27 protein-coding genes and 1 pseudogene are annotated in these 22,796 nt (G+C 71.2%); 23 read left to right on the top strand and 5 right to left on the bottom strand.

Going from position 1 to position 22,796, the window contains the following annotated elements; all coding sequences use genetic code 11:
- Positions 1-16: 16 nt before the first annotated feature.
- From gspG to EV148_RS13705, 13 genes are all read left to right on the top strand, one after another.
- Positions 17-466, top strand: a complete 450-nt coding sequence (gene gspG / locus EV148_RS13765; protein ID WP_131999206.1) for a type II secretion system major pseudopilin GspG — start codon at positions 17-19, stop codon at positions 464-466.
- Between the two features lie 123 nt (positions 467-589).
- Positions 590-1,093, top strand: coding sequence for a type II secretion system minor pseudopilin GspH (gene gspH, locus EV148_RS13760; RefSeq protein WP_158287472.1), 504 nt, complete (start codon positions 590-592; stop codon positions 1,091-1,093).
- Positions 1,090-1,461 carry a type II secretion system minor pseudopilin GspI gene (gene gspI, locus EV148_RS13755; RefSeq protein ID WP_131999202.1) on the top strand — a complete coding sequence of 124 codons (372 nt, stop codon included), beginning with the start codon at positions 1,090-1,092 and terminating at the stop codon, positions 1,459-1,461. Before gspH ends, gspI begins: the two co-directional genes overlap by 4 nt.
- A gap of 17 nt (positions 1,462-1,478) precedes the next feature.
- Positions 1,479-2,291 carry a type II secretion system minor pseudopilin GspJ gene (gene gspJ / locus EV148_RS13750; protein ID WP_158287471.1) on the top strand — a complete coding sequence of 271 codons (813 nt, stop codon included), beginning with the start codon at positions 1,479-1,481 and terminating at the stop codon, positions 2,289-2,291.
- Positions 2,288-3,280, top strand: coding sequence for a type II secretion system minor pseudopilin GspK (gspK, locus tag EV148_RS13745; RefSeq protein ID WP_158287470.1), 993 nt, complete (start codon positions 2,288-2,290; stop codon positions 3,278-3,280). The genes gspJ and gspK overlap by 4 nt, the downstream gene beginning before the upstream one ends.
- Positions 3,281-3,340: 60 nt before the next feature.
- Entirely contained in the window at positions 3,341-4,543 is a 1,203-nt protein-coding gene (gene gspL / locus EV148_RS13740; RefSeq protein ID WP_131999196.1) for a type II secretion system protein GspL, read from the top strand.
- Complete coding sequence (gene gspM, locus EV148_RS13735) at positions 4,540-5,031, top strand: type II secretion system protein GspM (RefSeq protein ID WP_131999194.1); 492 nt, start codon at positions 4,540-4,542, stop codon at positions 5,029-5,031. The genes gspL and gspM overlap by 4 nt, the downstream gene beginning before the upstream one ends.
- A gap of 121 nt (positions 5,032-5,152) precedes the next feature.
- Entirely contained in the window at positions 5,153-5,917 is a 765-nt protein-coding gene (gene gspN, locus EV148_RS13730; RefSeq protein ID WP_131999192.1) for a type II secretion system protein N, read from the top strand.
- Positions 5,914-6,720: an inositol monophosphatase family protein gene (locus tag EV148_RS13725; protein WP_182518061.1), complete on the top strand. Its 807-nt coding sequence runs from the start codon at positions 5,914-5,916 to the stop codon at positions 6,718-6,720. Before gspN ends, EV148_RS13725 begins: the two co-directional genes overlap by 4 nt.
- A 250-nt stretch (positions 6,721-6,970) precedes the next feature.
- Positions 6,971-7,531, top strand: coding sequence for an ADP compounds hydrolase NudE (gene nudE, locus EV148_RS13720; protein ID WP_131999190.1), 561 nt, complete (start codon positions 6,971-6,973; stop codon positions 7,529-7,531).
- Complete coding sequence (gene cysQ, locus EV148_RS13715; protein WP_131999188.1) at positions 7,528-8,331, top strand: 3'(2'),5'-bisphosphate nucleotidase CysQ; 804 nt, start codon at positions 7,528-7,530, stop codon at positions 8,329-8,331. The genes nudE and cysQ overlap by 4 nt, the downstream gene beginning before the upstream one ends.
- Positions 8,332-8,419: 88 nt before the next feature.
- Positions 8,420-9,208 (top strand): nucleoside triphosphate pyrophosphohydrolase, encoded by a 789-nt coding sequence (mazG, locus tag EV148_RS13710; RefSeq protein WP_131999186.1) that lies wholly within the window; start codon positions 8,420-8,422, stop codon positions 9,206-9,208.
- Positions 9,209-9,326: 118 nt separating this feature from the next.
- Entirely contained in the window at positions 9,327-9,713 is a 387-nt protein-coding gene (locus tag EV148_RS13705) for a VOC family protein (protein ID WP_131999184.1), read from the top strand.
- A gap of 34 nt (positions 9,714-9,747) precedes the next feature.
- On the opposite strand, the gene murU is transcribed toward EV148_RS13705, so the two are convergent.
- Genes murU through EV148_RS13690 form a run of 3 tightly spaced genes read right to left on the bottom strand, consistent with a single transcriptional unit; the run spans position 9,748 to position 12,650 of the window.
- Positions 9,748-10,419, bottom strand: a complete 672-nt coding sequence (gene murU, locus EV148_RS13700) for an N-acetylmuramate alpha-1-phosphate uridylyltransferase MurU (protein ID WP_131999255.1) — start codon at positions 10,417-10,419, stop codon at positions 9,748-9,750.
- 2 nt (positions 10,420-10,421) lie between these two features.
- Entirely contained in the window at positions 10,422-11,477 is a 1,056-nt protein-coding gene (locus EV148_RS13695) for an aminoglycoside phosphotransferase family protein (RefSeq protein ID WP_131999182.1), read from the bottom strand.
- Positions 11,478-11,534: 57 nt separating this feature from the next.
- The gene (locus EV148_RS13690) at positions 11,535-12,650 is read right to left on the bottom strand and encodes a serine hydrolase domain-containing protein (protein ID WP_131999180.1); all 1,116 of its coding nucleotides are present in this window, start codon (positions 12,648-12,650) and stop codon (positions 11,535-11,537) included.
- Between the two features lie 124 nt (positions 12,651-12,774).
- On the opposite strand from EV148_RS13690, the gene EV148_RS13685 reads away from it, so the two are divergent.
- The 10 genes and pseudogenes from EV148_RS13685 (at position 12,775) to EV148_RS13645 (ending at position 20,520) form a co-directional block, all read left to right on the top strand.
- Entirely contained in the window at positions 12,775-13,221 is a 447-nt protein-coding gene (locus EV148_RS13685) for an SUF system Fe-S cluster assembly regulator (protein WP_131999178.1), read from the top strand.
- A gap of 50 nt (positions 13,222-13,271) precedes the next feature.
- Positions 13,272-14,756 carry a Fe-S cluster assembly protein SufB gene (sufB, locus tag EV148_RS13680; RefSeq protein ID WP_220484975.1) on the top strand — a complete coding sequence of 495 codons (1,485 nt, stop codon included), beginning with the start codon at positions 13,272-13,274 and terminating at the stop codon, positions 14,754-14,756.
- Positions 14,753-15,166, top strand: coding sequence for a hypothetical protein (locus EV148_RS13675; RefSeq protein ID WP_131999176.1), 414 nt, complete (start codon positions 14,753-14,755; stop codon positions 15,164-15,166). The genes sufB and EV148_RS13675 overlap by 4 nt, the downstream gene beginning before the upstream one ends.
- Entirely contained in the window at positions 15,163-15,789 is a 627-nt protein-coding gene (locus EV148_RS13670; protein ID WP_131999174.1) for a class I SAM-dependent methyltransferase, read from the top strand. The genes EV148_RS13675 and EV148_RS13670 overlap by 4 nt, the downstream gene beginning before the upstream one ends.
- Positions 15,790-15,803: 14 nt before the next feature.
- The gene (gene sufC, locus EV148_RS13665; protein WP_131999172.1) at positions 15,804-16,583 is read left to right on the top strand and encodes a Fe-S cluster assembly ATPase SufC; all 780 of its coding nucleotides are present in this window, start codon (positions 15,804-15,806) and stop codon (positions 16,581-16,583) included.
- The gene (gene sufD / locus EV148_RS13660; protein ID WP_131999170.1) at positions 16,580-17,845 is read left to right on the top strand and encodes a Fe-S cluster assembly protein SufD; all 1,266 of its coding nucleotides are present in this window, start codon (positions 16,580-16,582) and stop codon (positions 17,843-17,845) included. Before sufC ends, sufD begins: the two co-directional genes overlap by 4 nt.
- Positions 17,842-19,080: an aminotransferase class V-fold PLP-dependent enzyme gene (locus EV148_RS13655; protein ID WP_131999168.1), complete on the top strand. Its 1,239-nt coding sequence runs from the start codon at positions 17,842-17,844 to the stop codon at positions 19,078-19,080. Before sufD ends, EV148_RS13655 begins: the two co-directional genes overlap by 4 nt.
- Positions 19,081-19,083: 3 nt before the next feature.
- Positions 19,084-19,479 (top strand): annotated as a pseudogene (gene sufU / locus EV148_RS18980) (Fe-S cluster assembly sulfur transfer protein SufU); the annotation flags it as partial.
- Positions 19,480-19,530: 51 nt separating this feature from the next.
- Positions 19,531-20,073 (top strand): GNAT family N-acetyltransferase, encoded by a 543-nt coding sequence (locus tag EV148_RS18975; protein WP_241988100.1) that lies wholly within the window; start codon positions 19,531-19,533, stop codon positions 20,071-20,073.
- Between the two features lie 132 nt (positions 20,074-20,205).
- Complete coding sequence (locus tag EV148_RS13645) at positions 20,206-20,520, top strand: Rieske (2Fe-2S) protein (RefSeq protein ID WP_131999164.1); 315 nt, start codon at positions 20,206-20,208, stop codon at positions 20,518-20,520.
- Positions 20,521-20,638: 118 nt separating this feature from the next.
- On the opposite strand, the gene EV148_RS13640 is transcribed toward EV148_RS13645, so the two are convergent.
- Positions 20,639-22,024 carry a sensor histidine kinase gene (locus EV148_RS13640; protein WP_131999162.1) on the bottom strand — a complete coding sequence of 462 codons (1,386 nt, stop codon included), beginning with the start codon at positions 22,022-22,024 and terminating at the stop codon, positions 20,639-20,641.
- A gap of 28 nt (positions 22,025-22,052) precedes the next feature.
- Complete coding sequence (locus tag EV148_RS13635) at positions 22,053-22,733, bottom strand: response regulator (RefSeq protein WP_131999160.1); 681 nt, start codon at positions 22,731-22,733, stop codon at positions 22,053-22,055.
- Positions 22,734-22,796 lie beyond the last annotated feature (63 nt).

The following is a 22,796-nucleotide window of genomic DNA, read 5'->3' as shown; positions in this document are numbered from 1 at the left end:
CGCCCACAAGCTCGCCATGCCACACAGCCCCCAGCCCCCAGCCGCCAGCCCCCGTGCAGCGCGCGGCTTCACCCTCATCGAGATCCTCGTCGTGGTCGTGATCCTCGGCATCCTCGCCGCGATCGTCGTGCCGCGCGTGATGGAGCGCCCGGGCGAAGCGCGCGTCACGCGTGCGCGCCAGGACATCCAGGGCATCGTCACCGCGCTCAGCATGTACAAGCTCGACAACTACGCCTATCCGAGTACGGAGCAGGGCCTCGACGCGCTCGTAACGAAACCCTCGGGCCAGCCCGATGCGCCGAACTGGAAAGGTCCGTATCTCGAGCATGCGCCGAAGGACCCTTGGGGCCACCCCTACCAGTACGCGCAGCCCGGCCAGCACGGCAGCATCGACGTCTACAGCCTCGGCGCCGACGGCAAGCCGGGTGGCGACGGGGAGGCGGCGGATGTGGGGAATTGGGAATAGGAAGGCAGGGAATGGGGAATGGGGAATAGGGAATGGTCCAAGCCGAGCGCGGTGGCCGATCGTCCCGTGCCCTTCGACGCCCGCCACCATGTGGGCTGTGGCCCCGACCACTTGCCATTCCCCATGCCCCATTCCCGAGCCTTGGGCTTCACCCTCATCGAAGTCCTCGTCGTCGTCGTCATCGTCGCGGTGCTCGCGACGGCGCTCGTGCTCGCGGTCGGTGGCGGCAGCGAGCGCAAGCTCGCCGGGGAGTCGGAGCGGTTCCAGGCATTGCTCGGCCATGCCTGCGAGGAGGCGCAGCTCGGCGGGCGCGAGATCGGCGTGGTGCTCGGTGGAGATGGTTATGCGTTCCTGCGCCTGGACGGATCGCAATGGCGCCCGTTCGCGCGCGACGACGAATTGCGCGCGCGTGCCTGGCCAGCCGGCCTCGCCTTCGAGTTGCGTCGCGACGGTCGCATCGTCGAAGGCGCGGGCGGTGAACGCGCAGTGCCGCAACTCGTCTGCTTCTCGTCCGGCGAACTCACGCCGTTCACGTTGACGCTGTCGCTCGGCGACGCCGCATCGCGGCGCATCGACGGCGACGAGGACGGCGACGTGCGCATCCGGTCGATCGAGGCGCCGCGATGAGGCGCGCGCGCGGCTTCACCCTCGTCGAAGTGCTCGTCGCGCTCGCGGTCGTCGCGATCGCATTGCTCGCGCTCACACGCGCGGCGAGCGTGCAGGTGCAGTCGTTCGATGGCCAGCGCGAGCGCACGCTGGCGGGCTGGGTCGCCGCCAACGTGCTCACCGAGACGCGCCTCGCGAGCGCATTCCCGGCGACCGGCCGCAGCGACGGCCATGTGACGTTCGCCGGGCGCGACTGGCGCTGGGTGCGCGACGTGCAGGCGACCGCCGATGCCGAGATCCGCCGCATCGACGTGCAGGTCTTCGCGGGTGCCGCGTCCGAACCGTCGGCGAGCCTGAGCGGCTTCGCCGGCACGGCGTTGGGGCCATGAAGGCGGGGGAAAGGGGAATGGTTCAACCCGCTCCGATGACCGTCGCGGCGACGGACCGGCCCGTACCCCGCGACGCCCGTGTCCGGGCGCAGCGCTGCTTCGACCATTCCCCATTCCCCATTCCCCACTCCCGCACACCGGGCTTCAGCCTGATCGAACTCCTCGTCGCGCTCGCCGTGTTCGCCGCGCTCGCGGCGGCCGCGTACGGCGGACTCGGCGCGATCGCGCGCACGCGTGGTGTGCTCGCGGTACAGCAGGACCGCTTCGCGGCGATCGCGCGCACGGTGGCTTCGCTCGAGCGCGACCTGCGCCAGGCCGTCGCGCGCCCGGTGATCGGCAACGAAGGCGCCATGCAGCCGGCGCTGGTCGGCAGCGCGGGCGCGATCGAGCTGTCGCGCCTCGGTTACGCGAACCCGCTCGCCGAATCGCGCAGCAACGTCGAGCGTGTCGTCTACACGGACGAACGCGGTACCGTGCGCCGCGGCCGCTACCTCGTGCTCGACCGCGCGCCGAATTCGCTGCCGCTGCAGCGCGACCTGCTCGCGCGCGCGGGCGAGCTGCGCTTTCGCTACTACGGCTGCGACGGCGCGTGGCGGGATGCCTGGCCGCCACGCGAACCACTTGCCTGCCAGGCGGATGCGCAAGCGCAGGGCCAGCTGCCGCGCGCGGTCGAGTTCCGCTTCGCACCCGAAGGGCTCGGCGAGATCCGCCGTATCGTAGAATTGCCCTCGCCATGGCCGGCCAGGGCCGTCGCGGCGCCCGGCGATGGCGATGCGCCCCCGCCTGGCCGCGGCGGGCGCGAGCAAGCGGCGAGCAGGGGGGGCGCGTGATCGCCCGCTCGCGCCAACGCGGCGTCGCGCTGCTCGTCGCGCTGCTCGTCGTCGCGATCGCGGTGATCCTGGTCGCCGCGTTGCTCGACCGCGGCGAGCTCGCGTTCGCGCGCACGCGCAACAGCCTGCGCGAGCAGCAGGCGGAGGCGTATTCGCTCGGCCTCGAAACCTACGCGGCGCAGGTGCTCATCGCGGCGAGCAACGAGGTGGACTCGAATGTGAGCCCGTGGGCGATGCCATTGCCGCCGCAGGACGTGCCCGGCGGCGTGATCCGCGCAACGATGCGTGACATCGACGGCTGCTTCAACCTCAACAACCTCGCGCCGCCCGCGCTCGGCGGAAACCCCGCGCTGTGGGCGCCGACGTTCGGCGGCCTGCTCGCCGCGCTCGCGCTCGATCCGGGGATCGCCGCGGCAGTCCAGGGCTGGCTCGATCCCGAGCAGGCAGAGGTCGCCGAGTCCGCGCGCTACCTCGCGCAATCGGTGCCGTACCGCGCCCATGGCGGCGTGTTCGCGCACGTGTCGGAACTGCGCCTCGTGCGTGGCGTCGATGCGGGCGCGTACGCCAAGCTCGCGCCGCACGTGTGCGCGCTGCCGCCCGGCACCGCGATCAACGTGAACACCGCAAGCGCGCCCGTGCTGCAGGCGCTGCTGCAGGACGCGACACCCGCGGTCGCGCAGTCGTTATGGCAGGACGGCAGGGCACTGAACCAGACCGTCTCGCAGTTCACCGGCCAACTCGCGCCGCTCGGCGTGAGCCTGCGCAGCCCGGCGCCGCCGATCGACGTGCACAGCCGCTATTTCCTCGCCCGCGGCGACATCGTGCTCGACGGCGTGCCGTACACGTTCTTCAGCGTGATCGAGCGCGGCCAGGGCCGCGGGGTGCGCGTGCTCGCGCGCAGCCGCGGCGCCGACGACGCGCTCGTCGCCGCCGCTCCGGTGCGCGCCGAAGCGGACATCGGTGGCGACGCGGGAACGCCGCCGCGCTGAGCGCGCGGCGGCGGTCGCGCTTCGACTACAATCGCCGCGTTTGCCGCCACGCCTCCCTCCATGTCCGACCGCCTGCTGCTGCGCCTCGCCCCCGACGGCGGCCTGACCTGGTTGCGCCAGTCAGGCGCGCGCGCGACCGCGTCGGTGGCCGGCGCGCCGCCGGCCGACGTGCTCGCGCGCGCCGACGAGATCGTCGTGCTCGTGCCGGCCGAGGAGGTGCTGCTCACCGAGGTGACGCTCAGCGCGCGCAACCGCGCGCAGCTCATGCAGGCGCTGCCGTTCGCGGTCGAGGAACAGTTGCTGGCGCCGGTCGAGGAACTGCATTTCGCCGCCGCCCGCCCGGTCGAGGGCAAGCTCGGCGTCGCGGTCGTCGCCAGGGCGGTGTTGCGCGGCTGGCTCGAACGGCTCGACGCGGCCGGCGTGCGCGCCGATGCGCTCGTCCCCGAATCGCTCGCGGTGCGCGCGGCCGGCCCGCAGGCGTGCGTGATGCTCGAGGAAGCGCGCGCGGTCACGCGCCTCGCGCCGTGGTCCGCATTCGCCTGCAGCCTCGCCGAGCTGCCGGGCTGGCTCGCGCTCGCCGGGCCGAGGCACGCGCTCGAAGTGTTCGATTTCCGCGCCGGCGCGCCGCTCGCGTTGCCGCAGCACGTGCAGGCGTATCACGCGCGCCAGCACGATCCGCTCGCGTTCCTTGCCGGCGGGCTGGCGCAACTGCCGTTGAACCTGCTCGACGGCGAGTTCGCGCCGAACCACCGTGGCGCGCGCGGCCAGCGCTGGTGGCGCATCGCGGCGGCACTCGCCGCGGCGGTGGTGGTGCTCGCACTGGCCGGGCTCGGCGCCGACGTCTGGCGCCTGTCGCGCGAATCCGCGCGCCTCGAGGCGCAGTCCCGCGATGCGCTGCACGAAGCGTTCCCGGACCTCGATGCGAACCAGCTCGCACGCCTGAGTCCCGGGCAGCTCATGCGTGGCCGGCTCGAACACGAGCACGGCAGCGTGCAGGCGAACGGGCTGCTGCGCCTGCTCGACCAGCTCGGCCCCGTGCTCGGCAACGGCAGCACGCGCACCCAGCTGCGCGGGCTCGAATATCGCAACGGCGTGCTCGAGATCGCGCTGCACGCGGCCGACACCGGCTCGCTCGACTCGGTGCGCGAGCAGGTCGCGACACTGGGCCTCGCGGCCGAGCTGACCGCCGCCAATGCCGCGCAGGACGGTGTCGATGGTCGCGTGCGCATCGAAGGCGCCGCGGGCCGCGGAGGTGCGCCATGATCGGCGCATGGTGGCATGGGCTCGCCGCGCAGGAGCGACGCGTGCTCGTCGTCGGCGGCATCGTCGCCGCGTTGTTGCTCGGCTGGGCGCTGCTGTGGCATCCGCTCGCGCAGCGGCGCGCCGAGCTCGAACGCGAGCTGGATCGGCAGCGCGAGGAGCTCGCGTTCGTCCAGGCCGGCGCGCAGGAGATCGCGCGCCGGCGCGCGACCGGCGTGCAAGCCGGCGCCCAGCGCGCGGGCAAGTCGCTGCTCGCGCTCGCCGATGCGACGGCGCGCAGCGGTGGCCTCGGCGATGCGCTGCGGCGGGTCGAACCGGCCGGCGCGAGAACGGTCAAGCTCGCGTTCGAATCGGCGCGCTTCGACGTGCTCGTCGCCTGGATCGAAGCGCTTGCGACCAGCTACGGCGTGGAAGCGGTCGAGCTGTCGGTCGACCGCGCCGATGGCGTCGGTTTCGTCAACGCGCGCGTCACCCTGCAGGACGCACCGTGAGGCGTGCGCGGCCCCCGGCATCGTTTGAACATCTTCTTCACGCCATGCTAAGAAGCGCGCCGGCACGCTGCGAGCCGCGACGCCGCCGGCCCGTCCACGACCTCCGCGATCCCGACCTGCCATGCGCCTGCTGAAAACCCTCGTCATCCTCGTCGTCGTCGCCCTCGTCATCGGCGCCATCTGCCTGTGGCGCCTGCCGGCGGACGTCGGCTACCGCTACGGTGCCCGCTATTTCGGGCCGCTCAGCCTGGCCGGCGTCAGCGGCACGGTCTGGGACGGCCACGCCGACGGCGTGAGCCTGTTCGGCAATGACCTGGGTGAACTCGACTGGACCGCGCGCAAGCAGCCGCTGCTGCGCGGCGATCTCGTCACGGACATCCGCATCAAGGGCGGCGACATCGACATCGGCGGCGTGCTCACGCGACGCAGCAATGGCGCGATCGAGGCCGAAGGCCTGCGCTTCAGCGTGCCGGCGTCGCGCTTCGAACCGCTGTTCGACGGCAAGCTGCGCCTGCTCGGCACGGTCAGCGGCGTGCTCGACGGGGCGACCTGGTGGAACGCGAGCCTGTCCGGCGCGTCCGGCAGCGCGCGCTGGAGCGAGGTCGGCGCGGTCGGCGAGGTCGAGGCGCATTTCACCGACGTGCTGGTCGATTTCGCCTCGCAGCCGGACGGCAGCGTGAGCGGCACCGTGCACGACGACGGCCGCGGCAACATCGCCGTCGAGGGCCGCTTCGTGCTGCGCCCGCCGATGCTCGACGGTGAAGCGACGCTGCGTGCGCGCAACGGCGACGCACAGGCACTGGAGACGCTGCGCCACATCGGCGAGCCGCAACCCGACGGCAGCTCGCATGTCGTCGTGCACGGCGGCATGCTGCGGCTGCCGTGAGCGCGCCGCTCGACGAGGCCTTCATCGCGCGCGCGCTCGCCGCCGCGCACCGCGCCGCGGATGCGGCCGCGGCCGTGATCGCGCCGCGCTGGCGCGCACGCGATTTTTCCGTCGAGACCAAGAGCGACGCGACGCCGGTGACCGAAGCCGACCGCGAGGCCGAGGCGGCGATCAAGCGCGTGCTGCGCGACGCGTTCCCGACGCACGCATTCCACGGCGAGGAAGAGGGGCTCGAAGGCGACGGCGAGCTGGTCTGGCTCATCGATCCGATTGACGGCACCAAGGCGTTCGTGCGCGGCTACCCGATGTTCTCGACGCAGATCGCGCTCATGCATGCCGGCGAGCTCGTGCTCGGCGTGTCGGCCGCTCCCGAATACGGTGAACGCGCCTGGGCCGCGCGTGGCGGCGGTGCGTTCCTGCGCGACGCGCGCGGCGAGCGGCGCCTCCGCGTCGCCGATACGCAGGCATTCGACGCGAAGGCGGCGATCTCGACCGGCAACCTCAAGTCGCTCGCGGCGTCGCCCGCGCGCTGGGCCGCGTACGCCGACCTCGTCCGCCGCGTCGGCCGCATCCGCGGTTACGGCGATTTCCTGCACTACCACCTGCTCGCCCGCGGTGCGATCGACCTCGTGATCGAGTCCGACCTCAACATCCTCGACATCGCCCCGCTCGTCGTGATCGTGCGCGAAGCGGGGGGCATCTTCACCGACCTCGACGGCCACCCGATCGGCCTCCACACCCGTAGCGCACTGGCGGCCACGCCCGCGCTGCACGCCCGGGCGCTCGCCGCCTTCAACGCCTAGCCGCAGGGAAGCCGCAGGTCGGAAGCTTCGGACACGAAGAAGAGCAAGCCGTCGGAAGATTGAAACATGGCACACGCGGAGGGAGCGCTTCCAACCAGGAAAGGGCTTCTTGCCCTGCGTTCTCCGTCTGCTCCCTGTTTCAGGCTTTTCCCTGATTTCCTTCGTGGCCTGCGTGTCCTTCGTGTTTCAGGCTTCGGCCTATTTGGGCCGACAGAAGGCGGCCGAAGCGGCGGCGCGATACAATCGGCGGATGCGAACGCCCCCGAAGATTCTCGCCACGCGTGTCGTCGACCGCAGCCGGTTCCTGCGTGCGGAGCAGGTCGACCTCGAGTTCTCCAATGGCGAGCGGCGCACGTTCGAGCGCCTGCAGAGTTCGGGGCTCGGGGCTGTCATTATCGTGCCGATGCTCGACGACGACACCGTGCTGCTCGTGCGCGAGTACGCGGTCGGCGTCGACCACTACGAGCTCGGCCTCGCCAAGGGGCGGCTCGATCGCGACGAGACGGCGGAGCAGGGCGCCAATCGCGAGCTCAAGGAGGAGATCGGCTACGGTGCGCGCGAGCTGCACATCCTCGGCACGCTGTCGGTCTCGCCCGGCTACATGACGGCGATGACGCACGTCGTCCTGGCGCGCGACCTGCACGAGGAGCGGTTGCCCGGCGACGAGCCCGAGCCGCTCGAAGTCGTGCCGTGGAAACTGTCCGAACTGCATCGCCTGCTCGGCAGCCCGGAAGTCACCGACGGTCGCTCGATCGCGGCGCTGTTCATGGCGCGCGAATACCTCGCCGGCCGTTACCGGCCGCAGCCATGAGCCGCGACCTCGATCATCTCGCGCGTGCCGCCGGCGCGATCGCCGAACGCGCCGCCACGGCGATCCTCGACGTCTATGACTCCGACTTCGCGGTCGAGCACAAGGACGACCGCTCGCCGCTGACCGCGGCCGACCTCGCCGCGCACCGCGTGATCGTCGACGCGCTGCGCGCGCTCACGCCCGACCTGCCGGTGCTGTCGGAGGAATCGTCCGCGCTGCCATGGTCCGAGCGATCACGCTGGACGCGCTACTGGCTCGTCGATCCGCTCGACGGCACGCGCGAGTTCATCAAGCGCAACGGCGAGTTCACCGTCAACATCGCGCTCATCGACGACCATCGCCCGGTGCTCGGCGTGGTGCAGGTGCCCGTCGGCGGCGATCTCGCCTGCGCCTGGGAAGGCGGCGGCGCCTGGCTGTCGGTGCGCGGCGGGAAGGCGCGCCGCCTCGGCACGCGCCGGCGCGCCTCGCCTCTCGTCGTCGCGGGCAGCCGCTCGCATGCTTCCGAACACGAGGCGCAACTGCTCGCGCGGCTCGGGCCCTGCGCGAAGCTGCCGCTCGGCTCGTCGCTGAAGTTCATGCGCATCGCTGCGGCCGAGGCGGATCTCTACCTGCGCCTCGGCCCGACCTCCGAATGGGACACCGCGGCCGGCCAGTGCGTGCTCGAGCAGGCCGGCGGCGCGGTGCTCGATTTCGCCGGCGAGCCGTTCCGCTACAACACGCGCGAGTCGCTGCTCAATCCGGATTTCTTCGCGGTCGGCGATCGCGACGCGGACTGGTCCGCGCTGCTCGCCCGGCCCTGACGCCACCGTAGGGATCCAGCCGAAGGCGGATCCGGCCTTCGCGCCTCGATCCGCCCTGAGGTTTTGCCCCAGCCCCCAGCCGCCGCCAATGCCCACCACCAACGACCTCCTCGCCATCATGGCGCGCCTGCGCAGCCGCGACGGCGGCTGCCCGTGGGACCTCGAGCAGACCTTCGAGACGATCGCGCCGTACACGATCGAGGAAGCCTACGAGGTTGCCGACGCGATCGACCGCAAGGACTATGCGCATCTGCGCGACGAACTCGGCGACCTGTTGCTGCAGGTCGTGTTCCATGCGCGCATGGCCGAGGAGGCGGGCCACTTCGCGTTCGCGGACGTCGTCGACGCGATCTGCGACAAGATGCTGCGCCGGCATCCGCACGTGTTCGGCGATGCGCGCGTCGACTCTGCCCAGGCGCAGACCGCGAGCTGGGAAGCGCTCAAGGCGAAGGAGCGCGCCGCCGCCGGCGACGCGGACGACAGCGCGCTCGCCGGCGTCCCGCGCGGCATGCCCGAATGGCAACGCGCGCTCAAGCTGCAGCAGAAGGCCGCGCGCGTCGGATTCGACTGGCCCGACGTCGGGCCGGTGTTCGACAAGTTGCACGAGGAGATCGAGGAGGTGCGCGCCGAATTCGCCGCCGGCGCGGACCCCGCGCGCCTCGCCGACGAGATCGGCGACGTGCTGTTCGTCTGCGTCAATCTCGCGCGCCATGCGCAGGTCGACGTGTCGCAGGCGCTGCGTCATGCCAACGCGAAGTTCGAGCGTCGCTTCCGGCGCATGGAGTCACTGGCCGCGCAGGATGGGACGCGCCTCGCCGCGCTCGGCCTCGACGCGCAGGACGCCTACTGGGCGCGCGCGAAGGCCGAGGAACGCTGAGGGCGGGCGCTCATTCGGCCGCGCGACCCGCGGGCATGCCCGTGCGTGCCGGCGGGTGCGGTAGCATCGAGTGTCGCCGCCGCGCGCCGTCACATTCCTTTCTCGCGAGGTAGCTGCCATGAAGCGTGTCACGGGCATCGGTGGAATCTTCTTCAAGGCGAAGGACCCGAAGGCGCTCGGCGCCTGGTACAAGACCTACCTGGGCGTCGACGTGCAGGACTGGGGTGGCGCCTCGTTCCGCTGGAACGGACCGGACAACCCGCAGGGCGCGGGCACGACGGTGTGGAGTCCGTTCGCCGCCGACACGACGTATTTCGCGCCGAGCACGGCGCCGTTCATGATCAACTACCGCGTCGACGACCTGCACGCGCTGCTCGCGGTGCTGCGCGACGAAGGCGTGCTGGCCGAGGGCGAGGTGCAGGAGTCCGAGTACGGAAAGTTCGCCTGGATCGTCGATCCGGAAGGAAACAAGATCGAGCTGTGGCAGGCACCGGCGGGCCAGTGAGGCGGCGCGCGTGCACAGACGGTCGCGGCGACGCTCAGGCGTCGTTCGTGACGGGGTCGAGCGCGCGCAACTGTTCCGGCGTGCCGATGTTGAGCCAACAGCCGTCGTAGCGCTCGCCGGCGAGCCGGCCCTCGCGCATCGCGCGCTTGTACATCGGCAGCAGCTTGAAGCGCGCCGCGGTCTCGCCGGCGACGAGCGCGGGGCGATAGACGCCGATGTTGCCGAACGTGAGTCGCTCGCCGACGCCTTCGTCGTTGAGCCGCCCGCGGTCGAGGCAGAAGTCGCCGCGCGGATGGAAATCGGGGTTGGGCACCATGACCAGATGGGCGAGCCCGTCGGGTTCGCGCGGCAGGCGCGCGTAGTCGTAGTCGCTGACGATATCCGCACTGACGCCGATGAAGGGTTCGTCGCCGAGCAGGGCGAGCGCATGCCTGATGCCGCCGCCGGTTTCGAGCGGGCTCGGTCCTTCGTAGCTGTAGAGGATGCGCAGGCCCCAGCGCGCGCCGTCGCCGAGCGTGGCGGGGAACTGCTCGGCGAGATGGGACGTGTTGACGACGACCTCGCGCACGCCCGCGGCCGCGAGTTTCTCGAGGTGGCGTTCGATCAGCGTGCGCCCGCCCGCGCGCAGCAACGGCTTGGGCGTCGCATCGGTGAGAGGTCGCATGCGTTCGCCGCGCCCCGCGGCGAAGATCATCGCGCGGCGGATCGTCATGCGTCGGGCTCGCGCGGACGGGTGATGTCGCGTTCGCCGAGCGCGCGCTCGAGCAGGGCTACGAACGCCGCGAGTTCGGGATAGCCGTGCGCGACCTGGGCCACGTAGCGCCAGACCAGCGGCAGGTCGCCGAGGTACTGCGCCTTGCCGTCGCGGTACCAGAGCCGGCAGAACAGGCCGAGCACCTTGACATGGCGCTGCAGGCCGACGAGGTCGAACCAGCGGCGGAAGCGCGCGCCGTCGACCTCGATGCCGATCAGGTGCGCGTGGCGCAGGCGCTCGCGGTAGGCGGCGACCCATCCGGCGATGCGCTCCTGCGGCCACTCGATGTAGCAGTCGCGCAGCAGCGAGGCGAGGTCGTAGGTGATCGGCCCGGCGACGGCGCCCTGGAAATCGACGATGCCCGGACTCGTCAGCAAGTGAAGTCCGCCAACCGCGTGCGTATCGGCCGCCTCCCCGCACACGAGCAGGTTGCGGCTGTGATAGTCGCGGTGCATGAACGTGCGCGGTTGTTCCAGTGCCGCGTGCGCGAGGAACGTGAATGCCGCTTCGATCACGTCCCATTCCTCGCATTCGGGCGCGTAGCCGAGGTGCCGCTGCAGGAACCACTCCGGCAGCAGCTCCATTTCCGTGACGAGACGGCCGCGGTCGAACGCCGGCAAGCCGCTCGTGTCGACGTGCACCTGCATGCGCAACAGTGCATCGAACGCGTCGCCGTAGAGGCGGTCGGCGCTGTGCGCGTCGAGTTCGGGCAGGTAGGTGCGCGTGCCGAGATCCTCCATGAGCACGAAACCCTCGGCGCGGTCGACCGCGAGCACTTCGGGGGCGTGCAGGCCGGCCGCGCGCAGGCGCGCACCGACGTCGAGCCAGGCCTCGAGTTCGGCGGCGTCGTGCGGTGCATCCATGAGGATGCGCGCCGGCGCGCCGGGCGAATGCACGCGCCAGTAGCTGCGCGTGCTCGCGTCGGCCGACGCGGGTTCGATCGAGGCGTCGGCGGCGAGCGCAGCTTCGGCGAAGCGTCGGCGGGCGTCGGCTCGGGGATCGCGGGTCACGGTGGGTCCTGTGCGGCGAAGGCGCTGCAGTCTAGCAAGCGCGCCGCGCGACGCGCGTCACGGCAGCTCGCTGCCGTCGCGGAACACCTCGTCGCCGATCTCGACCGGGACGCACGCGGCCAGCGGCTGCGCGCGCACGAGCGCATCGATGTCGACGATCGCATCATGCGACTGCTCGCCCATAGCCGGCCAGGTCGTCGCCTGCTGCTCGACCATGATGACCCCGTAGAAGCCGCCGTCGAAGTCGACCCAGGGCGCGTAACCGAACTTGCCGATGCTCGAGATCGCCGGCCGCGCGGGCGGCGGCGGGAAGGTCTCTATCCAGGCGCCGATGCCGTAGGCATGCCGTCCGTCCGCGCCGGGCGGCGAGTAGGCGAGCGCCGCGCCGGCGGTCTGGTCGCTGGCGAGCGTTGCGATCGCCTGCGGCGAGAGGATGCGCCAGCCGTTGCCGACGCCATCGCCGAGCAGCATCGCGAGCACGCGCGCGTAGTCGGGCAGGCTCGCCTCGGCGCCGCCGGCGATGCGGTAGTTCGCGGTCGGGCCGAGTCCCTGCCAGTCGATGCCCGTTGCGCCGAGCGGCGCGCCGACGTGCGCCTGCCAGCCGGCCTGCCAGTCCTCGCCGCCACGCACCTCGGCGACTTCGCCGCCCACCTGCATCGAGATGCCGCCATAGGCGAACCAGGCGCCGGGCGGCGGGAACGGCATCTCGACGTGGGCGGCGATCCACGCGACGTCCTCGGCGAGCGTGACCGGCAGCGCGAGCACGAGGCTGTCGGAATCGTCACCGTAGCCGGCCGTGTGCGAGAACATCTGGCGCATCGTCATCGTTCCCCCGAGGCCAGTGAACGCCGGCAGGTAGCCGGACACCGGCGCATCGAGCGCGATCGCGCCGCGATCGACCAGCTGCATGATGCGCACGCCCGCGAGCAGCTTCGATGCGGACGCCACGGGCACGCGCACGCTGTCGTCGTAGGCGGACGGGCCGCCGCCCGCGTGCAGGTACTGCTTGAACACGAGGCCGCGCGGGGTGCCGATCGCGATGCCCGCGTCGGCGACGCCGGCGCCCTGCACGAGCTGCTGCACGCGCGTGGAGACCGCCGTGAAATCGCATCCCCCCGCGGTCGCGGCGGGCGCGGCGACGACCATGGCGAGCAAGGCTAGGCAGCTGCGCATGGCGATCCTTCGTCGTGGGGTTGCCACGTTGAACGCGGCCGGGCGGGCCGCGTTGACAGGACGGTTTGACCCTGCCGGCCTTAAACAGTACTATTTCGGTACTGATTAACTCCGCCACGCCGCCATGCTCCGCGTCAGCAAGCTCACCGATTACGCGACGGTCGTCATGACCTGCCTCGCCGGCGCCGGCGACGGCGTGCTGAGCGCGCAGGTGCTCGCCGAACGTGCGCGGCTCGAACTGCCGACCGTGAGCAAGCTGCTCAAGCAGCTCGCGCAGGCCGGGCTGGTCACGTCCGCGCGCGGCATCAACGGCGGCTATCGCCTTGCGCGCGCGCCCGAGCGCATCACGATCGCCGACATCGTCACCGCGATGGAAGGGCCGATCGGCATGACCGAGTGCAGCGCCCATGCCGGCGTCTGCGGGCACGAGTCGCATTGCGGCGTGCGCGTGAACTGGCAGCGCATCAACCACGCGATCGCCAGCGCACTCGAAAGCGTCACGCTCGCCGACATGCTCAAGCCGCCACCGCGGCGCGCGGGGACGATCCCGCTGCGCGTCGCGACGGCATGAGTGCGGCGGCGAACGGAATCAGCCTCACGAACCCAGCAACAGGCAGCCCGATGGCCACCCAGACTCCGACCGCAATCGAGATCGAACGCACGCGCGAGCCGAACGGCAACGCGGCGGTCGAGGCGGCGCTCAATCGCCGCTACGAGGCCGGCTTCGTCACCGACATCGAGAGCGAGAGCCTGCCGCCGGGGCTCGACGAAGGCGTCGTGCGGGCGATTTCCGCGCGCAAGAACGAACCGGAATGGATGACCGAGTGGCGCCTCGCCGCTTTCCGCCACTGGCTCACGATGACGCCGCCGCACTGGGCCAAGCTCGAGATCGACCCGATCGATTTCCAGGCCATCAGCTATTTCTCGCAGCCGAAGAACCGCCCCAAGTCGCTCGACGAGGTGGATCCCAAGCTGCTCGAGACCTACGACAAGCTCGGCGTGCCGCTGCACGAACGCGCGCGCCTCGCCGGCGTGGCGGTCGACGCGGTGTTCGATTCGGTCTCGGTCGGCACGACCTTCCGCAAGGAGCTCGCCGCCGCCGGCGTGATCTTCTGCTCGATCTCCGAAGCGGTGCGCGAGCATCCCGAACTCGTGCGCAAGTACCTCGGCAGCGTCGTGCCGACCGGCGACAACTACTTCGCCGCGCTCAACTCGGCGGTGTTCTCCGACGGCTCGTTCGTGTTCGTGCCCAGGGGCGTGCGCTGCCCGATGGAACTGTCGACGTACTTCCGCATCAACGCGCGCGACACCGGCCAGTTCGAGCGCACCCTGCTCATCGCCGAGGAAGGCGCGAGCGTGTCCTACCTCGAAGGCTGCACGGCACCGATGCGCGACGAGAACCAGCTGCACGCGGCGGTGGTCGAGCTCGTCGCGCTCGACGACGCCTCGATCAAGTATTCGACCGTGCAGAACTGGTATCCCGGCGACGAGAACGGCGTCGGCGGCATCTACAACTTCGTGACCAAGCGCGGCGACTGCCGCGGCGCGCGTTCTAAGATCTCCTGGACCCAGGTCGAGACCGGTTCGGCGATCACCTGGAAGTACCCGAGCTGCGTGCTGCGCGGCGACGACTCGGTCGGCGAGTTCAATTCGGTCGCGCTCACGCACCACCGACAGCAGGCCGACACCGGCACCAAGATGATCCACATCGGCCGCAACACGAAGTCGAAGATCGTCTCGAAAGGGATCAGCGCCGGGCGCGGGCAGAACACCTATCGCGGCCTGGTCAAGGTCGAGAAGGGCGCCGACGGCGCGCGCAACCACACGCAGTGCGATTCGCTGCTGATCGGCAAGAAGTGCGGCGCGCACACGTTCCCGTACATCGAGGTCAAGAACCCTGGCGCGATCGTCGAACACGAAGCGACGACGTCGAAGATTTCCGAGGACCAGCTGTTCTATTGCCGCAGCCGCGGCATCGGCGAGGAGGACGCGGTGTCGATGATCGTCGACGGGTTCTGCAAGCAGGTGTTCAAGGAGTTGCCGATGGAATTCGCCGTCGAAGCGAAGAAGCTGCTCGAGGTTTCCCTCGAAGGAGCGGTCGGGTGAAGCGCCTGGCCGTGTTCTTCTTCGCGCTCGCGACCGTCGCCGCGCACGCCGCGGGCGCCGGCGACGAGCGCTACCTCCCGGACATCCGCGGCCGCCTCCGCGGCGTGAGCGCGTACCCGCCGACCAATGTCTGCCTGCGTCACAGCGGCTCGGAAGCCACGCAGTGTGCCTACACCGACATGGAAGGGCGTTTCTACATTCCCTCGTTCGGTTCGGTGCGTTCCAGGGCGGAGACGGAAGGCGACGACACGCCCGGCGGCTATCCCGAGTTCTGGCTCGAGCTCGGCACGCGCACCGGCGTCGTCACGCGCCTGCATTCCGTGCGACTCGGCGATCGCCGTGCCGAGCTGCACCTGGAGTGCAACCTGGAGCGGACGGCGGATCCGTGCGAGGCGAAGAACCCCGGATGAACACCGCCCTCCGCCACCACTGGGACGCCGTCTACCGCACGCGGGCGGACACGCAGACGAGCTGGCACTGCGCGCATCTGGACACGTCGCTGCGCCTGCTCGACGCGCTCGGACTCGATGCCGGCGCGCCGGTCATCGACGTCGGCGGCGGCCGCTCGACCTTCGTCGACGACCTGCTCGCGCGCGGCCTGCGCGAGGTGAGCGTGCTCGACGTCGCCGGCGAAGCCCTCGCACAGGCGCGCGCGCGGCTCGGTGCGAGCGCCGCGCAGGTGCACTGGATCGCCGGCGATGCGACCACGGTCGAACTGCCCGCGGCGCATTTCGCGGCGTGGCACGACCGCGCGGTATTCCACTTTCTCGTCGATGCGGACGCGCGCAGGCGCTACGCCACGACGCTCGCATGCACGGTGCGTCCGGGCGGGCACGCGATCATCGCGACGTTCGCGCCCGACGGCCCGGAGCGTTGCAGCGGATTGCCGGTGCGTCGGTACGACGCCGCCGCGCTCGCCGCCGATTTCACACCGGCGTTCTCGCTCGTCGCAGCCGAGCGCGACCTCCACCGTACGCCCGCAGGCGGCGAGCAGGCGTTCACCTACGTGCTGTTGCGCCGGGCAGGCGCCTGAAACCAGGACATCCGATGCTGAAGATCGACGACCTCCATGTCCGCGTCGCGGGCAAGGAAATCCTCAAGGGCCTCTCGCTCGAGGTCGCCGCGGGCGAAGTGCACGCGATCATGGGACCGAACGGCGCCGGCAAGTCGACGCTCGGCAACGTGCTCGCCGGGCGCGAGGGCTACGAGGTGACCGCGGGCACGATCGAATACCGGGGACGCGACCTGCTCGCGCTCGAGCCCGAGGAGCGCGCGGCCGAAGGCGTGTTCCTCGCGTTCCAGTACCCGGTCGAGATCCCCGGGGTCAACAACACCTATTTCCTGCGCGCCGCGCTCAACGCGCAGCGCAGGCATCGCGGCGAGCCCGAGCTCGACTCGATGCAGTTCCTCAAGAAGGTACGCGAGAAGCTCGCGGTACTGCATCTCAAGGACGAACTGCTGCACCGCGCGGTCAACGAGGGCTTCTCCGGCGGCGAGAAGAAGCGCAACGAAATCTTCCAGCTCGCGCTGCTCGAGCCGCGCCTGGCGATCCTCGACGAGACCGACTCGGGCCTCGACATCGACGCGCTGCGCATGGTCGCCGACGGCGTCAACGCGATGCGCGATCCCGGGCGCGCATTCCTCGTCGTCACGCACTACCAGCGCCTGCTCGAGTACATCGTGCCCGACGTCGTGCACGTGCTCGCCGATGGACGCATCGTCGAGAGCGGCGACAAGTCGCTCGCGCTCAAGCTCGAGGAGCACGGCTATGCGTGGATCGCCGGGCGCCACGCGCCCGCGCCCGAGGGTGCGGGAGCCGCCGGATGAGCGCGCTGCTCGATTCGCTGCTCGGCGAGCGCGCCGCGCCGGCAGCGCTGGCCGGCGTGCGCGACGCCGCGATCGCGGCCCTGCGCGACCGCGGCCTGCCCGGGCCGCGTGACGAGGCGTGGAAGTACACGAGCCTGCGCGCGCTGGAGCAGCGCCGCTACGTCGACGGTGATTGCGGCGCGCGCACGCGCCCGGTCGACGTCGCGTTCCTGCCCGGACCGTTCGCGGCGCGCCTCGTGTTCGTGAACGGCCTCCATCGCGAGGGCCTGTCCGCGGCCGGCGCCGTCACCGGGCTTGCGATCGAGCGCCTCGGTTCGCGTCCGGACGAACTGGCCGCGCTGCTGCGTTCGCCGCCGCCGGCTGACGCCTTCGGCGAACTCAACGCCGCGCTCGCGCTCGACGGCGTGCGCGTGCGCGTCGCCGCGGGCGCGCGCATCGAGGCGCCGGTGCAGATCGTCCACGTCGGCGCACCGGCGGACGGCGACGTCGCGTGGAGCCTGCGCGTGCAGGTCGAGCTCGGCGCGGGCGCGCAGCTGCGTCTGGTCGAACACCACGTCGGCAGCGCGTCGAACGCGAATCTCGCCAGCATCGTCACGGCGTACCGGCTCGGGGCCGGCGCGCGCCTCGAGCTCGTGCAACTGCAGGACGCCGCGGACGGTGGCACGCTCGTCCGTCGCAGCGACGCCATGCTCGAGGCGGAGGCGGCGCTCGACCTGCACACGATCGAAGTGGGCGCGCAGCTCGCGCGCCACGATCTCGTCGTCGGCCTCGCCGGGCGCGGCGCGCGCTTCCGTTCGCGCGGCGTATTCGCCTTGCACGGCCGGCAGCACGTCGACACCCGCCTCGCGGTCACCCACCTCGCGCGCGACACCGCCTGCGACATCGCCTGGCGCGGCGTCGCCGACCAGCGCTCGCGCGGCGTGTTCCACGGCGCGATCACCGTCGCCGCCGGCGCGGACGGCGCCGACGCGCAGCTCGCCAACAAGAACCTGTTGCTCTCCGCGCAGGCGGAGATCGACACCCAGCCCGTGCTCGAGATCCATGCCGACGAGGTCAAGGCGGCGCACGGCGCGACCGTCGGCCAGCTCGACGAGCGTGCGCTGTTCTACCTGCGCTCGCGCGGCCTGCCACTCGATCTCGCCCGGCGCGTGCTCGTCGCCGCGTTCTGCGGCGCGGTGCTCGACGGCCTCGAGCCGGCCCTGCGCGCGCACGTCGACGCGCTGCTCGCCACGCGCCTGCCGCAGGCGGAGGTGCTGTCATGAACAACCTGCAAGGCCACGTGCTCGATGTCGCGCGCGTGCGCGAGGACTTCCCGCTGCTCGCGCGAACCGTGCACGGCAAGCCGCTCGTCTACTTCGACAGCGCGAACACCGCGCAGAAGCCACGCGTCGTGATCGATGCGGTGGACCGCTACTACCGCGAGTTCAACGCCAATGTCGCGCGCGCCGTGCACCAGCTCGGCGAGGAAGCGACCGCGGCCTACGAGGGTGCGCGCGACAAGCTCGCGCGTTTCCTCGGCGCGCCGTCGCGCGACGAGATCGTGCTGACCAGCGGCACGACCCAGGCGATCAACCTCGTCGCCTACAGCTGGGCGCTTCCCCGCCTGCGGCCCGGCGACGAGATCCTCGTCACGACGATGGAGCACCACGCGAACATCGTGCCGTGGCAGCTCGTCTGCGAGCGCACCGGCGCGCGCCTCAGGGTCGCGCCGATCAGCGAGCGCGGCGAACTCGTCGTCGAGCGCTTCGTCGAGGCGCTCACGCCCGCGGTAAAGCTCGCCGCGGTCGCGCACGTGTCGAACGTGCTCGGCACGATCAATCCGGTGGCCGAACTCGCGCGCGCGACGCGCAGGCGCGGCATCCCGCTGCTCGTCGACGGCTCGCAGGCGGCGCCGCACCTCGCGGTCGACCTGCGCACGCTCGGTTGCGACTTCTACGCGATGACCGGCCACAAGCTGTTCGGGCCGACCGGTACCGGCGCGCTGTGGGCCAGGCGCGAGATCCTGCACGACATGCCGCCGTTCTTCGGTGGCGGCGAGATGATCCGCGAGGTGCGCTTCGAGGGCACCACGTTCGCCGACCCACCGCATCGCTTCGAGGCGGGCACGCCGAACATCTCGGGCTTCGTCGGGCTCGGCGCGGCGATCGACTACCTCGGCGGGCTCGACCATGCCGCGCTCGTGGCGCACGAGCGGGCGCTGCTCGACCACCTCACCGACACGCTGCGTGCGGTGCCCGGCGTGCGCCTGTTCGGCGAAGCCGCGCACAAGGTGCCGGTGGTATCGTTCCTCGTCGATGGCGCGCACGCGCACGACCTCGCGACCTTGCTCGACCACGAAGGCATCGCGCTGCGTTCGGGCCATCACTGCGCCCATCCGCTGATGCAGTTCTTCGGCGTGCCGGCGACGCTGCGCGCGTCGCTCGCGTTCTACAACACGCACGAGGAAATCGAGCGCTTCGTCGCCGCGCTCGCGCGCGTGCGCACGCTGCTGGCCTGATCGATGGACGACGCCGGTCCACTGTACCCGCAGCTCGTGCTCGAGCATCGCCGCAACCCGCGCAACCGCGGGCGGCTGGACGCGTGCACGCACGCGGCCGACGGCGTGAATCCGCTCTGCGGCGACCGCCTGCGCATCGAGTTGCGCTGTGTCGACGGGCGCATCGCCGAGCTGCGCCATTCGGGCGAAGCCTGTGCGGTCACGGTCGCGACCGCCTCGATGCTCGGCGAACTCGTCGAAGGCCTCGACGCCGCGGCGGTTGAGGTGCTCGGCGGGCGCTTCGCCGCCTATATCGAGGGCCGCGGCGACGCGGCCGGCCTCGAGGCGCTCGCGGCAATGGCCGGTTTGCAGCAGCATCCCGCGCGGCGAAAATGCGCGCTGCTGCCATGGGCGACGCTGCGCGCCGCACTGGCCGGCTCGACCGCCGCGACCACTGAAACGGAGATCCGGATGCACGCCCGTACCGCCATCGCACCGTTCGCGTTCCGCGCAGCGACCGACGCCGACGTCGAGGCCGTCGTCGATCTCGTGCAGTCGGCTTATCGCGGCGAAGGCAGCAAGCAGGGCTGGACCACCGAAGCGGACATGCTCGACGGCCGGCGCACCGACGCGGCGGGTGTCGCCGCGCTGCTCGCCGCGCCGCACAGCAAGGTCCTGCTCGCCGAATCGGCCGATGGCCTGCTCGCCTGCGCGCACGTCGAACGGCAAGGCGACGCGGCCTATTTCGGCATGTTCTCGGTTCGCCCGCGCTTGCAGGGGGGCGGCATCGGCCGCGCGGTACTCGCCGAAGCAGAACGCATCGCGCGCGAGGAGTGGGCGTGCCGCGAGATGCAGATGACCGTGATCTCGATCCGCGACGAACTCATCGCCTGGTACGAACGCCGCGGCTACCGCCGCACCGGCCAGTACAAGCCGTTCCCGTACGGCGACGAGCGCTTCGGCATCCCGAAGCGCGACGACCTGCGCTTCGAGTTGCTCGTGAAGGCACTTTAGGTTCGAGGGCGCCGCAAAGCCTGAAACACGAGGCACTCGGAGCCCACAGAACAGAAGGCGGAGTTCCAAGCTTCCTTCGTGTGCTTCCGTGTTTCATCTTCGATTCCCGATCCGGCCACGGAGCGACAAGCGATGAATTGGGTGCGTGTGTGTACGACCGCCGAGCTGCTGCCCGGTGAGTATCGCGTGGTGTGGGATGGCGACACGCCGATCGCAGTGTTCAACCTCGACGGCGACTACTACGCGATCGAGGACGTCTGCACGCATGACGGCGGCGAGCTTACCGGCGGTGTCATCGAAGGGCGCGAGATCGAATGCCCCCGCCACGGCGCGCGCTTCGACATCACGAGTGGCGCCGCCCTGTGCCCGCCCGCGTACGAACCCACCGCGAAGTTCCCGGTCAAGGTCGAAGCCGGCGCCGTCTGGACGCGCGATGACCGGAGTTGAGGATTCGGGAGCTCACGCCTGAAACACGAAGGGAAGCAAGGCTCCCGGAGAATCAAGCCGACGCTTTTCCCGATCCTGCTTTCCTTCGTGTCCCGGGCTTCGGGTCTCGATGACGGGATCACTTCGCAACCGCGGCGAAGCGGAGCGTCGCGCGCAGGCCGCGGCCGTCGCGGCCGCGGCCGAACATGACGGCGGCGCCGTGGCTGTCGGCGATGCGGCGGACGATGGCGAGGCCGAGCCCGGAGCCTTCGCGGCGACTCTCGGGCGGACGGAAGAAACGTTCGCCGAGGCGCGGCCACCATTCCTCGGCGACGCCGGGGCCGGAATCCTCGACCGCGAGCACGATCGTGCGCAGTTCGCATTCGAGCGATACCGTGACCGAGCCGTTTTCGCCGGCGTAGGTGAGCGCATTGTCGACGAGGTTGACGAGTGCTTCGCGCAGCATCACCGCGTCGCCGGCGACGTCGGCGCCGTGCAGCGGGCCCTCGTAGCCGAGGTCGATGCGCGCGGCGAGCGCGTCGGGCACGCGCTCGGCGACATGCTCGCGCGCGAGGCGGGCGAGGTCGACGGTGCTCCATTCGATGCGGTTCTCGCCGGTCTGCGCGCGCGCGAGCGCGAGCAGCTGCCCGGCGGCGCGGCCGGCGCCCGCGGACAGGCGCTCGACGTGCACGAGCGCGTCGCGCACGCTGTCGGGCCGGGGATCGCCGAGCGCGCGCTCGGCCTGCAGGCGCAGGCCGGCGAGCGGCGTGCGCAACTGGTGCGCGGCGTCGGCGATGAAGCGTTCCTGCAGCTCGAGCAGCTCGCGCAGGCGCGCGAGCAGGGCGTCGATCGTCTGCGTGAGCGGTCGGATCTCGAGCGGCACTTCGCGCTGGTCCAGCGGCGACAGGTCGCGCGCGCGACGCTGCGCGAGCTGCTCGACGAGCGGATCGAGCAGGCGCAGGCCGCGCGTGACGCCGAACCACACCAGCACGAGCACCAGCGCGATCAGCAGAAGCACGATCGGCAGCGTGCCGACGAGGATCTCGCGCGCGAGCGCGTGGCGCTCGCCGAGCGTCTCGGCGACGGACACGATGATCGCGTCGCTGCCGTCCTCGCCCGCGAGGGCGAGCGAGGCGATGCGCAGGGGGCGGCCGTCGGCGACGATCGAATCGAGCCGCGGCGGCGCGCCGATCGCCGGCACCGGCGCCGGCACGGGCAGGTCGAAGTTCGACGCGAGCACGCCGTGGCGCAGGCTGCGCACGGCGTACCAGGTCGGCTCCGCCGACTCGTACTCCATGAGGATGCGCACCTGCGGGCTCAGCTCGTCGTGGCCGGAGTCGCTGCGGATGAGGCGTTCGAGTGCACGCGCGCCGTCGGCGAGCGAGCGGTCGTAGCTGATGTTCGCGTAGTGCAGCGCGAGCACGTAGATGAGCACGCCGCTGCCGAGCCACGCCAGCGCCATCGGCACGACGAGGATCGTCAGCAGGCGCCGGCGCAGGCTGGTAGGGCGGGGCGCGCGCGTCATCGCGGTCCGATCATGCGCAGGCGCTCGCTCACCCGCCCGCCCCGTCGCCCGCTTCGAGCAGGTAGCCGAGCCCGCGCACGGTGCGGATGCGCACGCCGCTGCCGTCGAGCTTGCGGCGCAGGCGGTACACCGCGATGTCCAGGCCGTTGTCGGTGAGCGTCGTGTCCCAGCTGCACAGCGCTTCGATCAATTGCTCGCGACTCATCACGCGGTCGAGCCGCGAGGCGAGCGCCTCGAGCAGGCCGAACTCGCGCGGCGTGAGTTCGAGCGCCGTGTCGTCGACCTGCGCGCGCCGGCGCGGCAGGTCCAGGCGCATGCGGCCGAGCTGCAGCTCCGGCACGCCCTGGGTCGTGCGCCGGCGCAGCAGCGCGCGGGCGCGCGCTTCGAACTCGCGCAGCGCGAACGGCTTGACGAGGTAGTCGTCGGCGCCGAGGTCGAGCGTGCGCACGCGTTCCTCGAGTTCCTCGCGCGCGGTCGCGACGAGCACCGGCACCGCGTCGGCGCGGCTGCGCAGACGGCGCAGCAACTCGACGCCGTCGACGTCGGGCAGGCCGAGATCGAGCACGACGAGATCATAGGGATGATCGCGCAACGCCGCGTCGGCCTGGCGCCCGTTGTCGAGCCGGTCGACCGCATGGCCGGCATGGGCCAGCGCGGCGCCGATCGCATCGGCGATCGCGGCATCGTCTTCGATGATCAGGATGCGCATGGGTGCATTCTAGGAAAAAGCGGAAGACCGAAACGCGAAGGGCACGAAGGAGGAGCAGCAGGA

This window comes from Dokdonella fugitiva, from assembly GCF_004342425.1.
Classification (GTDB): domain Bacteria; phylum Pseudomonadota; class Gammaproteobacteria; order Xanthomonadales; family Rhodanobacteraceae; genus Dokdonella_A; species Dokdonella_A fugitiva.
Note: the sequence above shows the minus strand (reverse complement) of the source record. Positions and strands in the feature narration are given on the sequence as shown.